Below are 13,542 nucleotides of genomic sequence, written 5' to 3'. Positions count from 1 at the left end.
CCATGACGACAACCGTAGAAACGTTCGGCGAGCCGATCGAGGCCGAGGAGGCTGCGCTGCAGGCCAAGGCGCGCGACCACCTCTGGATGCACTTCGCACGCCAGTCGGTGATGGAGGAGGGCCACGGCGTCCCGATCATCACCCGTGGCGAGGGCCACCACATCTTCGACTCGCACGGCAAGCAGTACATCGACGGCCTCTCGGGCCTGTTCGTCGTGAATGCGGGCCACGGACGCAAGCGCCTCGCCGAGACGGCGGCCAAGCAGGCGGAGCAGCTGGCGTTCTTCCCCATCTGGTCCTACGCCCACCCGAACGCCATCGAGCTGGCCGACCGGCTGGCCTCCTACGCTCCTGGCGACCTCAACCGCGTCTTCTTCTCCACCGGCGGCGGCGAGGCGGTCGAGACCGCCTTCAAGCTCGCTAAGTACTACTGGAAGCTGCAGGGCCGTCCGACCAAGCACAAGGTCTTGTCCCGCGCCGTCGCCTACCACGGCACCCCGCAGGGCGCGCTCGCGATCACCGGCATCCCGGCCATGAAGGAGATGTTCGAGCCGCTCACCCCCGGCGGGTTCCGCGTCCCGAACACGAACTTCTACCGTGCGGATGAGATGGGCGCCCCGTCCGACGACCTCGAGGCCTTCGGCGTCTGGGCCGCGAACCGCATCGAGGAGATGATCCAGTTCGAGGGTCCGGAGACCGTCGCCGCGATCTTCCTCGAGCCGGTGCAGAACTCGGGTGGATGCTTCCCCCCGCCTCCCGGCTACTTCCAGCGCGTGCGTGAGATCTGCGACAAGTACGACGTGCTCATGGTCAGCGACGAGGTCATCTGCGCCTTCGGCCGCATCGGCCACATGTTCGCGTGCGACGAGTACGGCTACGTGCCGGACATGATCACCTGCGCGAAGGGCATGACGAGCGGCTACTCCCCCATCGGCGCGACGATCATCAGCGACCGCCTCTACGAGCCCTTCAGGCACGGCGACACGTCGTTCTACCACGGGTACACGTTCGGCGGTCACCCCGTCTCGGCCGCGGTGGCGCTGGAAAACCTCGACATCTTCGAGGAGGAGCGACTCAACGAGCGCGTCCGCGAGAACTCGCCGCTGTTCCGGGCCGAGCTCGAGAAGCTGCTCGACCTCCCGATCGTCGGCGACGTCCGCGGCGCCGGGTACTTCTTCGGCATCGAGCTGGTGAAGGACAAGAACACCAAGGAGACCTTCAACGACGACGAGTCGGAGCGCCTGCTCCGCGGGTTCCTCTCGAAGGCCTTGTTCGACGCCGGCCTGTACTGCCGCGCCGACGACCGTGGCGACCCCGTCGTCCAGCTCGCGCCGCCGCTCACCATCGGGCCGAGCGAATTCGTCGAGATCCGGCAGATCTTGGAGTCGGTGCTGACGGAGGCATCCAACCACCTGTAATTCGACATCGAGTGGTCCCAACACGCCGTCACGTCCGTGACGCGAACGGCGTGTTGGGACCACTGGGTTAAGGGAGGCACCGCATGGACTACCGCAACGTCGGCTTCTGGTTCGACTCCATCGCCGACCAGGAGGACGGCTTCCGGCCGCGGCCCGGGCTCTCCGGTGACCTGGATGTGGACGTCGCGATCGTCGGCGCCGGCCTCACCGGGCTCTGGACGGCGTACTACCTTCAGGAACGCGACCCCGCCTTGCGCATCGCGCTCCTGGAGAAGGAGGTCGCCGGCTTCGGCGCCTCCGGACGAAACGGCGGCTGGTGCTCTTCCTTGTTCCCGTGGTCGGCGTCGAAGCTGGAGAAGCGTTACGGCTTCGACGCCGCCGTCGCGACCCGGCGGGCCATGGTCGACACGGTGGATGAGGTCGGCCGTGTCGCCGAGGCGGAAGGCGTCGACATCGACTTCGCGCGCGGCGGCACCGTGACCTTTGCCCGCTCGGCGCCGCAGCTGGTGGCCGCGCGCGCCGAGTTCGAGGAGTCGGAGCGCTACGGCGTCGACCAGGTGGCGCTATGGGGCACTGAGACTGTGCGGAACCGCTTCGGTGTGACGGATGCGGTGGCCGCGACCTTCACGCCGGCCTGCGCGCGCATCCACCCGGCCAAGCTCGTGCGGGGCCTCGCCCGTGTGGTCGAGCGTCGCGGTGCGACCATCGCCGAGCAGACCGTGGCGCTATCATGGGGGGACGGGACCGTCCAGGTCCGCTCGGGCGGCGCCGACCGCGTGGTGCGCGCCGGCACGGTCGTCAACGCGACCGAGGGCTACGGCTCGCAGCTGCCGCAGGTCGGGCGGCGCATCCTGCCCCTCTACTCGCTGATGATCGCGACGGAGCCGCTGCCCGACGCCACCTGGGATCGCATCGGCATCCACCACGGCCAGACGTTCACCGACTTCCGCAACCTCATCGTCTACGGGCAGCGCACTGCCGACAACCGGTTCGCCTTCGGCGGGCGCGGCGCGCGGTACCACCTGGGCAGTGCCATCCGCCCGGAGTACGACCGGTCGCCGCGGGTGCGCGAGCACCTCATCCACACGCTGTTCGACCTGTTCCCGGATGCTGCGGGCGCCCGGATCACGCACCACTGGGGCGGTCCGCTCGGCGTTCCGCGCGACTGGCACGCCAGCGTCGGCTACCAGAAGGATGCGCGCGAGGCCTGGGCCGGCGGGTACGTCGGCGACGGCCTGAGCACGACGAACCTGGCCGGGCGGACCCTCGCAGACCTGCTGACCGAGACGCGGACGGAGCTCACCGCACTCCCCTGGGTCGGCCACCGCTCCCCGCGCTGGGAGCCGGAGCCGTTGCGCTTCGCCGGCGCGAACGCCGGCCTCGTCGCCATGGAGTCGGCCGATCTCGAGGAGGGCGTCACGCGCCGCCCATCCGTAGTCTCCCGCACCCTCGCCCCTCTCCTGGGCCACTAAAGAACCCCGCCTCCCACCATCGAGTCCGCGAACTTTGCACGCACGCAGGGCGTGTCGTGTGCAAAAGATGCGGACTCGACGGTCGGGGCGGGGTAGGGGGTCGAGAAGCTCAGGCGGCGAGGACGGCCTGCAGCTCGAGGGTGATGGTCACCTCGTCGCCGAGGAGCATTCCGCCGGTCTCGAGCGCGGCGTTGTAGGTGAGGCCGAACTCCTCGCGGTTGATCTTGGTCTTCGCGGTCGCGCCGGCCTTGTAGTTGCCGTACGGGTCCTGACCGAAGCCGCCGAAGTCGAATTCGAACGTCACGGGCTTGGTGACACCCTTGATGGTGAGGTCGCCGTCGACGAGGAAGTCGCCGCCCTCGTGGCGCACACCGGTCGAGACGAAGTCGATGGTCGGGTGCTCGTCGGCGAGGAAGAAGTCACCGGTGCGCAAGTGCGCGTCGCGGTTCTTGTCCTTGGTGTTGATGGAGGCGACGTCGGCCTTCGCGGTGACCTTCGACTCGAGCGGGTTCTCGGCGGTGACGAAGGTGGCGTCGAAGTTCTCGAACACGCCCTTGACCTTGCTGATCATCAGGTGGCGGATGCTGAAGCCGACCTCGCTGTGGGTGGGGTCGATGGTCCAGGTGCCTGCTTTGTAGCCGGGGATCTCGATGGTCACGGTGTCTCCTCGTGGAATCTGTGCGCAGGGCAGCCGGTCCGCCCGCGTTCGAGTACATGCAAGCGTATGGATCGGCTGTCTATTCCGGATCCAGGAAAAAAAGTTGACGCGTCACCCTTTCGGCGCGAGCGACCGCCGCAGTTCCAGCACCTTCAGCGCATCCGCATCGATCTGAGCGGCTGGGATGCGCCCCTGCTGCACCGCCGCCACCACCGCGTCGATGAGGGCATCCGGATCGCCGCCCGCGGGCAGCACGTCGAGCACCATCGTGTTGCCCGCCGCGAACGCCTGCACTGCGTTCTCGCCCGGGTCCTGATACTGCGGAAGGCCGGTGTCCTGCAGCATCCGCAGGTCGTCGGTGATACTGACGCCGCGGAACCCGAGCTCGTCGGTGAGGATGCGGTGCCAGGCGGGCGACAGAGACGCGGGCGCCGCATCCACGTGCGTGTAGGCGAGATGGCCGAACATCACCAGCTCCGCCCCTGCGCCGATGCCCGCCCGGAACGAAGGCGCGTCGCGCGCGGCCCAGTCCGCTTTCGTCACCGGCGTCGCCGGGACGGCGTGGTGCGAGTCGGCCTCGGTCTCGCCGTGCCCAGGGAAGTGCTTGAGCGTGCTGAACACCATCCCCCGCTCGCCGGCGACCGACGCCGCGACCCGAGCGGATGCGCCGCCCGGCTCCGTGCCGAGCACGCGATCGGCGATGAACGAGTGCGGGTCGGCGGTGACGTCGGCGACGGTCCCGAAGTTCACCGAGATCCCGGCGTCCCGCAACAGCTCCGCGCGCCGAGCGAATGCGGCCTGGGTGGCGGCCGGGCCCTGCGATCGCAGGGTGTCCGCCCCGGGCTGGTCGTCCCAGGCGAGGCGGGTGACATCCCCGCCCTCCTCGTCGACGGCGATCAGCGGAGGGAGGCCGGGGTCGGACGCCTTCATCGCACCCGTCTGCGCCGCGAGTTCGGCGGGGCTGCCCGGGATGTTGTCGCCCATCAGGATCATGCCGCCGAGACCGTACCGGTCGACGTACCCGCGCAGGGCCGCCGGATCGGTGCCCGGCAGGTGCAGCATGAGGAGGCCGGCGACCTTCTGCCGCAGGGTCTGGTTGGCCAGACGCAACTTCGCGTAGGCGACCACGGGATCGACGGTCGGCGTGGGGGTCGGTGTCGAAGCGGCCGACGGCGACGGTGAACCGCTGAGTGGATGCGCGGGCGCGGCCCCGACGCACCCCGCCAGCGTCGCGGACAGCGCCACGGCGACCGCCGCGGCGGTCCATCGTCGGGCGGCACGCATCCATCGATGTTAACTCAGCGATGCTGCGGCTCCGCTCAGTCCAGTCCGCTCAGCGAACTCACCCCTTGACTGCGCCCCCGAGCCCCGCGCTCCGCAGGAACAGCCCCTGGAACACCAGGAACAGCACGATCGGGATGAGCGTCGAGATGGCGAGCGCCGCCAGGTACACATCCAGCTGGATCGCCGCCTGCAACGTGGGCAGCCGAACCGACAATGGCTGCAGAGCCGGGTCGCGCAGAACGAGCAGGGGCCACAGATAGTCCTTCCAGGCCGCGATGATCGCGAACACCGAAACCACGCCGAGGATCGGCTTCGACATCGGCAGCACGATCGACCAGAACAGCCGGAACGGCCCGGCCCCGTCGGTCCGCGCCGCCTCGAACACCTCCCGCGGCAGGTTGTCGAAGAACCGTTTCACGAGCACTACGTTGAAGGCGCTCGCCCCGGCCGGCAGCCACACCGCCCAGAACGTGTTGATGAGCGAGGTCCCGAGCAGCGGCGGGTTCAGGATGGTGAGGTACAGCGGCACGAGCAGCACCACCGACGGCACGAACAGGGTGGTCAGGATGAGGCCGTACAGCACCTTCCCGTACGCGGGGCGGAGCACGCTCAGCGCGTACCCGGCAGTGGTCGCCACGATGATCTGCGCAGCCCAGGATCCGGCGGCGACCCAGATCGTGTTGACGAACTGCACATCGATGTGGACGGTCGACCACGCCGTGGAGAGGTTGGCCCAGTCGACGCCGTGCGGGAACAGCGCCATCGGCGTCTGGAGGGTGTCCACCGTGGGTGTGATGGCCGACTTCGCGAGCCACAGCAGCGGGCCGAGCCCGACGACGATCAGCACGACCAGCAGCACGCCGTGCACCACGCGCGTGCTCCAACGGACCCCGGGCTTGCGCCTGTCCGAGATCGAGAGGATGCCGCGGTCGCCCGAATCCTCGACGACCCGCCGCCGCCCACGGCGACCGCGCCGACGTGGCGGCTCGGGGCTTGCGCCCTCCTCGATCACGTCGGTGAGGACGTTCCTGACTTCAGGGGGCAGCTGGGTCGAGGTGCTCAATTGGTGCTCCAGGACTTGGTGAGGCGGAAATAGACGAGGGACAGCACGGCGAGGAATCCGGCGAGCATCAGGCTGAGGGCCGTCGCCGCCCCGTAGTCGCCGCCCAGCGAGTTCTGGAACGCGTAGCGGTAGATCAGCAGCAGGACGGTGACCGTCGAGTCGACCGGGCCTCCCCCGGTGAAGAGGAACGGCTCGAGAAAGACCTGCGCCGTCCCGATGATCTGCAGGATCAGCGTGATGAGCAGGATGCTGCGCAGCTGTGGCAGGGTGACGTGCCAGATCTTGCGCCAGATGCTCGCACCATCCACTTCGGCCGCGTCGTACAGCTCGGGGGCCACCCCCGTGATCGCGGCGAGGTAGATGATGATCGTGCCGCCGGCCGCGGCCCAGGTCGCCTCGACCACCAGCGACGGCATCGCCTGCGCGGCCGACTGGATCCACGGCTGCGGCGGGATGCCGACCCAGCCGAGGATCGTGTTGAAGACGCCGTCGGGGCGGGCGTCGTAGAAGAACTTCCACAGCAGCACCGCCACGACAGGCGGCACAACGACCGGGAGGTAGGCGAGCGCGCTGTAGAGACCCTTCGCCCGCTTCACCTCGCTCATGAGAACGGCCGCGATCAGCGGGATCGGGTAGCCGAGGATCAGCGCGAGGAGGGCGAACCACGCGGTGTTGCCGACGGCCGTCCAGAACAGCGGATCGTTCACCACCTGGACGAAGTTGTCCCAGCCCACCCAGGTGGGAGCCGAGACGAGGTTGGTGTGTTGGAAGCTCATCACGACGCTCCGCACGATCGGCCACCACGAGAAGATGCCGAAGATCAGGAGCATCGGCAGCAGGAACAGCAGGCTGCTGAGTCCCCCGCCGCGGATCCAGGTCAGGGGTGTGCGCCGTGGGCGGGCGCGAGGGCGTTCGATCGTTGTCATGGTGGTTCTCCGGGTGCCGAGGGCCGGCGGGATGCGCAGGGCATCCCGCCGGCCGGATGGGCGTGCTGGCTGGCTGCTGCTCGCGGTTACTTGTCCGCGTCGACGAGTTTCTGGATATCGCTGTCGACCTTGGTCAGCAGCGCGTCGATATCGGCGTGCTCATCCGTCAGTACCGCCTGGACGACCGAGTCGAGCGCACCGTAGAGCTCCTGCGAGTGCTTGTTCGGCTCCGGGACCAGGTTCGCGTCGAAGATCTTGTCGGTGAACGGCGCCACGTTCTCCTGCGGCACGTTCACCTCATCCTTGATCCACTCCATGTTCTGGTCGTAGGTGGCCTTGTCGAAGACCGGCAAGGTCGGGACGCCGACCGGCTGGTTGGACTTCACCAGCACCTTGGCGTCGGCGATCGCCTGCTCCTTGTTGAGCAGCTTCTGCATGTAGTAGAAGTCGATCCACTTGACCGCCGCCTCCTTCTGCGCCTGAGACGACTTGGGGCTGACCGCCGCGACATTGCCGCCGACGAGAACGCCCGCGTCGCTGTTACTGGCGTCGATCGGCAGCATCGTCAGCCCGTAGTTCTTCGGGTCGACGTTGTTCTGCTGCACGAGCGCCGTGAGCACGTCGGAACCCGACGGGTACATGGCGATCTGTCCGGCGCCGAACGCCTGGTTGATGCCGCTCCAGTCGAGCAGGAAGTTGCTGCCGACCGAGTTGTCCTCGAAGCGGAGGTCGTGCAGCCACTGCAGCGCCTCCTTGGTCACCGGGTTGTTGGTGGTGACCTTCGTCGTGTCGCCGTCAGTGGTCTCCATCCGGCCGCCGCGGGCGTACACCGTGGTGGTGAGCTCCCAGCCGCCGGTGTTGCCTTGCGTCATCTGCATGTAGCCGGCGACGCCCGGAACCTTGTCGGAGATCGTCTTGGCGTCCTGACGGACCTCGTCCCAGGTCGTCGGCGGCTTGTCTGGGTCGAGCCCCGCCTTCTGGAAGATGTCCCGGTTGTACGAGAGCCCCATCGCGTACGGGCCGTACGGGATGCCGTAGACCTTGTCGCCGGACTTCGCCACGGCCAGCACGTTCTCGTTGAACTTCTTCGCGTACGGGAGCTTGTCTACCTCTGCTGTGATGTCGGCCAGCTGCCCGGCCTGGACCAGCGCCTGGGAGTCGGTGAACGGCACGTTGAAGACGTCCGGGAGGGTGCCGCCCGCGAGCTGCGTCGCGAACGTGGGGCCCGTCCACTGGTACTCCTCGGACTTGATGACGACGTTCGGATTGGCCTTCTCGAACTCCTTCACCCGGTCGTCGAAGGCCTTGAAGGCGGCCTTGTCGCTGCCGGGGATGAGGCTGGCGACAGTGATGTGGACCTTGCCGTCGGATTCGCCGCCGGACGACGAGCATCCGGCGAGGAGCCCGGCTCCGGCGAGGGTGACCGCGGCGACCGCCGCGATCGTGCGTACTGACTTCATTGTCTGGACCCTTTCGAGTGTGATGCGTGGATGGTGCGTTCAGGTGGTGAGGTGCCCCGCGGGCGGCCGCTGGGTGCGCAACCACGCCGTGGAGTCGGATGGCAGGAGTCCGCCGACGAGCGGACTGCTGCTGAGCAGGATCGCCTGGTGCTCGGGCAGAGCGACCGGGCCGCCGGAGAGGTTGGTGACGCTGACGAACGCGGCTCCGCGGGCGAAGGCCAGCACGCCGGCGGGTGACGCGTGCCAGGTGAGCGGGCCGTCTCCGAGGGCGGGCTCGGCGCGTCGGATGCGCAACGCCTGCCGGTACAGCCAGAGCATCGACGAGGGATCGCTCTGCTGCGCCTGCACGGTGAGGCTGCTCCAGTCCGCCGGCTGCGGCAGCCAGGGCACGGCAGAAGCGTCGTCGGGGCTGAAGCCGAACGGCGGGGTGGTTCCGCGCCAGGGCAGCGGGACGCGGCAGCCGTCCCGGCCGGGGTCGACGCCGCCCGAGCGCTCGTGCATCGGGTCCTCGCGCAGTTCGTCCGGCAGGTCCTCGACCTCCGGGAGGCCGAGCTCGTCGCCCTGGTAGATGTACAGCGAGCCCGGAAGCGCCGAGGTGAGGAGTGCGGCGGCGCGCGCCCGTCGGCGGCCGAGGACGAGGTCGGTCGGCGTGCCCTTGCGCTTCTTCGCGAAGGCGAACGACGAGTCCTCCCGGCCGTAGCGCGTGACCGCACGGGTGACATCGTGGTTCGACAGCACCCACGTGCTCGGGGCGTGCACCGGCGCGTGCGCGGCGAGGGTCTCGTCGATGGATGCACGCAGGGCGTCCGCATCCCACGGTCGCGCCAGGAAGTCGAAGTTGAAGGCGGTATGCAGCTCGTCGGGCCGCAGGTACAGGGCGAACCGCTCGATGTCGGGCAGCCAGATCTCCCCCACCAGGACGCGCGTGCCGGGGTAGGCGTCGGCGAGAGTGCGCCAGCTGCGGTAGATCTCGTGCAGTTCGTCGCGGTCCTGATTGGGGTGCTCGCCGGCCCCGGGATGCTCGGGGATCTCGGGCAGGGCCGGATCCTTCACGAGGAGCGCGGCGGAGTCGATGCGGACGCCCGCGACGCCGCGATCGAACCAGAAGCGCAGGATGTCCTCGTGCTCCCGCCGAACGTCCGGATGGTTCCAGTTCAGGTCGGGCTGCTGCGGGCTGAACAAGTGGAGGTACCACTCGCCGGGCGTCCCGTCGGGGTTCGTCGTGCGCGTCCAGGTGTCGCCGGAGAAGTTCGAGGGCCACGACGTCGGCATCTCATCGCCCTGCTCCCCGCGGCCGGGCCGGAACCAGAACCGCTCGCGCTCAGGCGATCCGGGCACAGCGGCCAGCGCCTCCTGGAACCAGCGGTGACGGTCCGACACATGGTTCGGAACGATGTCGATGATCGTGCGGATGCCGAGGTCGAGCGCCTCGGCGATCAGCGCCTCCGCCTCGTGCAGGTCACCGAAGGCCGGGTGGATGCTGCGGTAGTCGGCCACGTCGTAGCCGCCGTCGGCGAGCGGCGACGCATACCAGGGCGTGAACCAGATCGCGTCGACGCCGAGGTCGGCGAGGTACGGCAGGTGCTGCCGTACCCCGGCGAGGTCGCCGACGCCGTCCCCGTTCCCGTCGGCGAAGCTGCGCGGGTAGATCTGGTAGATCACGGCGCTGCGCCACCACTGCGGGTCGTCGGCCGGCGGTGTCGGGCCGGCGGCACCGGCCGCGGCTGCCGCTGCACCGCCTGCCGGGGCGACGGGTGCGGCGGTGCCGCCATCCATCACAGTGAGGTCCACGCTGAGCCCTTCGGTCGTCTGTCGTCGCGACGAACCGGCTCGGCGCCGTCGTCGTTGTCCGAAATGTAGCTAAGACGACAAGATGACGCAAGAACTCAACAACACGTAATTGGTTTGCGCACATTTGCGTGCGCTTGCACGTCAGGCCGCGTGCGGGACGGGTCCCGTGGAGCCGCGGACGACCAGCTCAGGCTCGAAGAAGAGCTCGTCGCGGATGGCCGAATCGCTCGAGATCTGACGCAGCAGCAACTCGATCACCGTGCGGCCCATCGGCTCGATCGGTTGCCGGATGGTGGTGAGCGGGGGCTCGGTGCAGTTCATCAGCGCGGAGTCGTCGAACCCGACGATCGAGACATCCCGCGGCACCGACAACCCGGCCCGCCGGACGGCGCGGATCGCGCCAAGCGCCATGGGGTCGCTCGCACAGACGATCGCCGTGACACCGGCCGCGAGCAGCCGCGTCGCCGCCGCCTGACCGGCCTCCAGGGAGTACAGCGAGTGCACGACCAGGGACTCGTCGAGCTGGGTGCCCCATCCCTCGACGATGCGCCGCGCGGCCTCGAGCTTGCGCTGCGACGGGACGTGGTCGCGCGGGCCGAGCAGCAGCCCGATCCGCTCGTGCCCGAGAGAGCGCAGGTGTGTCAGCGCCTGGGCCGTCGCCACCGAGTCGTCGCAGGACACCGTGGCGAAGTGGAGCGAATCGACCGGAGCGTTGACCAGCACCGTGGGCAGGTTCAGGTCGGTGAGCCGGCCGTAATGCGCGTGGTCCGCATCCTTCTGCGCGTACGCGCCGCCGACGAAGACCACGCCGGACACCTGCTGCTGCAGCAGCAGTTCGACGTAGTCCGACTCGGAGATCCCGCCCGCCGTCTGGGTGCAGAGAACCGGCGTGTAGCCGTTCTGCGCCAGCGCACCGCCGATGATCTCGGCGAAGGCGGGGAAGATCGGGTTCTGGAGCTCTGGCAACACGAGCCCGACGAGCCGGGCACGCTCGCCTCGGAGCTTCGTCGGTCGCTCGTAGCCGAGCACATCCAGAGCGGTCAGCACGGCCTGCCGGGTGGCATCCGACACGCCGGGCTTGTCGTTGAGCACGCGGCTGACGGTCGCTTCGCTGACGCCGACCTTGCGGGCCACTTCGAGGAGACGTTTGGACATGACGCGAGTGTACGCAAGTCGTTGCGGATTCACGCAAGTTTCTTGCAAGGCGGTCCCGGGATACGATGACGGCATGGCGAAGAAGGCGATCTCCCTGCTCCTCGCCAGTCACCCCGGGCCCACCGTCGTCGTCACGGTCATCACCACCCTGCTCGGCGTCGGCCTCGGCTATCCGCCCGCCCGGCTCGCCCTGCTGGCCCTCGCCATCCTGCTCGGCCAGCTGTCGATCGGCTGGTCCAACGACTGGCTGGATGCGGCCCGCGACCGCGCCGTCGAACGCACCGACAAGCCGGCGGCGCGTGGTGACGTTTCGGTCCCGGCCGTCCGGCTGGCCGCCTTCGTGTCGCTGGCGCTCGCGATTCTCGTCACCATCCCGCTCGGCTGGGGCGCCCTCGCCGCGCACATCGTGGCGATAGCGGGCGGCTGGGCCTACAACCTGGGCCTCAAGTCGACCGTCTACTCGTTCGTGCCGTTCGCGATCAGCTTCGGCATCCTCCCGGCCATCGCCACCCTCGGCCAGGAGCAGCCGGCACTGCCTCAGTGGTGGGTGTACGCGGCGGGCGCCCTGCTCGGCGTCGCTGCGCACGTCACCAACGTGCTCCCGGATCTCGAGGACGACGCCCGCACCGGCATCCGCGGGCTGCCGCACCGGCTGGGCGCCCGGCTCAGCGGACTCCTCGCCTTCGCGGCTCTCGCGATAGCCACCCTCCTGATCACCTTCGGCCCCGGCCTGCCCGTCCGCCCGCTGCTCATCGCTGGGCTCGTAGTCGGGCTGGGAGCCGCCGTCGCCGGGGTCGTGCTGCTGCTACGGCGCAGCCCCACGAGGCTGCTCATGCAGCTCATCATGACGTGCGCGATCGTCGACGTGGCGATGCTCGCGCTCGCCGGTCAGTCCGTGACCGTCTGAATCTTCTCCGCGACGCGCGCGTGGTTCTCGATACCGATGGCCGACACCACGCCTCCGACGAGGAGCAGGGCGGCCGCGGCGATCATCGCGCGGTGCAGCCCCGCCGTATCCAGGGTCCCGCCGATGATCATGCCCACCGCGGCGACGGCGAGAAGGCCCGCGATCCGCGAGACCGCGTTGTTGGTGGCGGAGGCGATTCCCGCCTGCTCGGGGTGGATCGCCCCGAGGATGGCGCTGGTGAGGGGCGCGACGGTGATCGACAGCCCGACGCCGAAGAGCAGGACTGCCGGGAGCAGCGTCGTCCAATAGTTCACGTCCGTCCCCATCATCAACAGCCAGAGGAAGCCGACGGCCGCGATCACCGGGCCGACAGCCATGAAGAGCCGAGGTCCGTAGCGCCCGGCCAGCCCGCCGAACAGGCCGGAGAGCAGGAGCATGCAGAGGGTCGACGGGATGAACACGAAGCCGGCGGCGATGGCCGAGAATCCGGCGACCTGCTGCAGGTAGAGCGTGACGATCAGCGGGCCGAACGAGAGGGCCGCGTAGACGAAGAAGGTAGCGATGTTGCCGACCCAGAAGTTGTGGACGCGGAACAGGCCGAGCGGCAGCATCGGCTGCTTCACCCTGGTCTCGGCGATGAAGAAGGCAGCGAGACAGAGGAGACCGACGACGAGCGGGATCCAGACGCGCGGGTTGGTCCAGCCGTAGGTGCCCTGCTCGATGAGGGCGAACACCGTGCCCGCCAGACCCACCGACCCGAGGACGGCGCCCAGGTAGTCGACGCGGCCGCCCATCCCCTTGTCGGTGTCGTGAAGGGTCATCATCAGCACCAGCGTGATGGTGATCGGGATGACGTTGATCACGAACACCCACCGCCACGAGAGCGTGTCCACGAAGATGCCGCCGATGACGGGTCCGGCGATCATGGCGACGCCGGTCCACGCCGTCCAGCGGCCGATCGCCTTCGCCTGTGCGGCTCCCTCGAAGCGGGAGATGATGATCGCCAGCGAACTGGGCACGAGCAGCGCGCCCGCGACGCCCTGCAGGGCGCGGGCGACGATGAGGAAGATCCCCGTCGGCGCGAACGCGCAGAGCAGGGAGGTCACGCCGAAGCCGATCAGTCCTGCGTACAGGACGCGCTTTCGGCCGAACACGTCGGAGAGCGAGCCTGCGATCAGGATGAGCGACCCGAGCGTGACGAGGTAGGCATCCACCACCCATTGCTGCAAGGGCAGCCCGCCGCCGAGTTCACGCGAGATCGCCGGGAGGGCCACGTTGATGACGGCGCCGTCGAGGAAGGCGACGAAGCTCGAGAGGATCGCGATGACGAGCACCTTGAGCTGGAGCGACGACATCCGCTCGATCCGTACGTTGGTCATGCTCTCATTCAACGGCCTCGCGCACGGCC

At 68.8% G+C, this 13,542-nt stretch carries 11 protein-coding genes; 3 read left to right on the top strand and 8 right to left on the bottom strand.

Translation table 11 applies throughout. The features are described from left to right. Nucleotides 1–2: 2 nt before the first annotated feature. Both AB7E03_RS03185 and AB7E03_RS03180 read left to right on the top strand, forming a co-directional pair. Nucleotides 3–1,418, top strand: coding sequence for an aspartate aminotransferase family protein (locus AB7E03_RS03185; RefSeq protein WP_489939244.1), 1,416 nt, complete (start codon nt 3–5; stop codon nt 1,416–1,418). A gap of 83 nt (nt 1,419–1,501) precedes the next feature. Further along, nucleotides 1,502–2,890, top strand: coding sequence for an NAD(P)/FAD-dependent oxidoreductase (locus AB7E03_RS03180; protein WP_489939242.1), 1,389 nt, complete (start codon nt 1,502–1,504; stop codon nt 2,888–2,890). Between the two features lie 109 nt (nt 2,891–2,999). Here the strand turns inward: AB7E03_RS03180 and AB7E03_RS03175 are convergent, their stop codons facing one another. From AB7E03_RS03175 to AB7E03_RS03145, 7 genes are all read right to left on the bottom strand, one after another. After that, nucleotides 3,000–3,548 carry a YceI family protein gene (locus tag AB7E03_RS03175; protein ID WP_489939240.1) on the bottom strand — a complete coding sequence of 183 codons (549 nt, stop codon included), beginning with the start codon at nt 3,546–3,548 and terminating at the stop codon, nt 3,000–3,002. A gap of 111 nt (nt 3,549–3,659) precedes the next feature. After that, complete coding sequence (locus AB7E03_RS03170; RefSeq protein WP_489939238.1) at nt 3,660–4,832, bottom strand: glycoside hydrolase family 3 N-terminal domain-containing protein; 1,173 nt, start codon at nt 4,830–4,832, stop codon at nt 3,660–3,662. 58 nt (nt 4,833–4,890) lie between these two features. After that, nucleotides 4,891–5,895, bottom strand: coding sequence for a carbohydrate ABC transporter permease (locus AB7E03_RS03165; protein WP_489939236.1), 1,005 nt, complete (start codon nt 5,893–5,895; stop codon nt 4,891–4,893). Beyond that, nucleotides 5,892–6,821, bottom strand: a complete 930-nt coding sequence (locus AB7E03_RS03160) for a carbohydrate ABC transporter permease (protein WP_489939234.1) — start codon at nt 6,819–6,821, stop codon at nt 5,892–5,894. The genes AB7E03_RS03165 and AB7E03_RS03160 overlap by 4 nt, the downstream gene beginning before the upstream one ends. Before the next feature lie 86 nt (nt 6,822–6,907). Further along, nucleotides 6,908–8,281 carry an ABC transporter substrate-binding protein gene (locus AB7E03_RS03155; protein WP_489939232.1) on the bottom strand — a complete coding sequence of 458 codons (1,374 nt, stop codon included), beginning with the start codon at nt 8,279–8,281 and terminating at the stop codon, nt 6,908–6,910. A gap of 39 nt (nt 8,282–8,320) precedes the next feature. Next, nucleotides 8,321–10,057, bottom strand: coding sequence for a glycoside hydrolase family 13 protein (locus AB7E03_RS03150; protein WP_489942848.1), 1,737 nt, complete (start codon nt 10,055–10,057; stop codon nt 8,321–8,323). A gap of 156 nt (nt 10,058–10,213) precedes the next feature. Then, nucleotides 10,214–11,227, bottom strand: coding sequence for a LacI family DNA-binding transcriptional regulator (locus tag AB7E03_RS03145; RefSeq protein ID WP_489939230.1), 1,014 nt, complete (start codon nt 11,225–11,227; stop codon nt 10,214–10,216). 73 nt (nt 11,228–11,300) lie between these two features. On the opposite strand from AB7E03_RS03145, the gene AB7E03_RS03140 reads away from it, so the two are divergent. Then, nucleotides 11,301–12,134 (top strand): UbiA family prenyltransferase, encoded by an 834-nt coding sequence (locus tag AB7E03_RS03140; protein WP_489939228.1) that lies wholly within the window; start codon nt 11,301–11,303, stop codon nt 12,132–12,134. On the opposite strand, the gene AB7E03_RS03135 is transcribed toward AB7E03_RS03140, so the two are convergent. Next, nucleotides 12,116–13,513 carry an MFS transporter gene (locus tag AB7E03_RS03135; protein ID WP_489939226.1) on the bottom strand — a complete coding sequence of 466 codons (1,398 nt, stop codon included), beginning with the start codon at nt 13,511–13,513 and terminating at the stop codon, nt 12,116–12,118. The genes AB7E03_RS03140 and AB7E03_RS03135 overlap by 19 nt on opposite strands. Nucleotides 13,514–13,542: the final 29 nt, after the last annotated feature.

It is taken from the genome of Leifsonia sp. RCC_180 (genome assembly GCF_058138205.1).
This window is presented reverse-complemented; position numbering and strand designations above follow the sequence as displayed.

Excerpts from the sequence above, each read along its gene's own strand:
- AB7E03_RS03185 (WP_489939244.1), top strand. The coding sequence starts at position 3 with ATGACGACAACCGTAGAAACGTTCGGCGAGCCGATCGAGGCCGAGGAG.
- AB7E03_RS03180 (WP_489939242.1), top strand. The coding sequence starts at position 1,502 with ATGGACTACCGCAACGTCGGCTTCTGGTTCGACTCCATCGCCGACCAG.
- AB7E03_RS03170 (WP_489939238.1), bottom strand. The coding sequence starts at position 4,832 with ATGCGTGCCGCCCGACGATGGACCGCCGCGGCGGTCGCCGTGGCGCTG.
- AB7E03_RS03160 (WP_489939234.1), bottom strand. The coding sequence starts at position 6,821 with ATGACAACGATCGAACGCCCTCGCGCCCGCCCACGGCGCACACCCCTG.
- AB7E03_RS03155 (WP_489939232.1), bottom strand. The coding sequence starts at position 8,281 with ATGAAGTCAGTACGCACGATCGCGGCGGTCGCCGCGGTCACCCTCGCC.
- AB7E03_RS03150 (WP_489942848.1), bottom strand. The coding sequence starts at position 10,057 with ATGGATGGCGGCACCGCCGCACCCGTCGCCCCGGCAGGCGGTGCAGCG.
- AB7E03_RS03145 (WP_489939230.1), bottom strand. The coding sequence starts at position 11,227 with ATGTCCAAACGTCTCCTCGAAGTGGCCCGCAAGGTCGGCGTCAGCGAA.
- AB7E03_RS03140 (WP_489939228.1), top strand. The coding sequence starts at position 11,301 with ATGGCGAAGAAGGCGATCTCCCTGCTCCTCGCCAGTCACCCCGGGCCC.
- AB7E03_RS03135 (WP_489939226.1), bottom strand. The coding sequence starts at position 13,513 with ATGACCAACGTACGGATCGAGCGGATGTCGTCGCTCCAGCTCAAGGTG.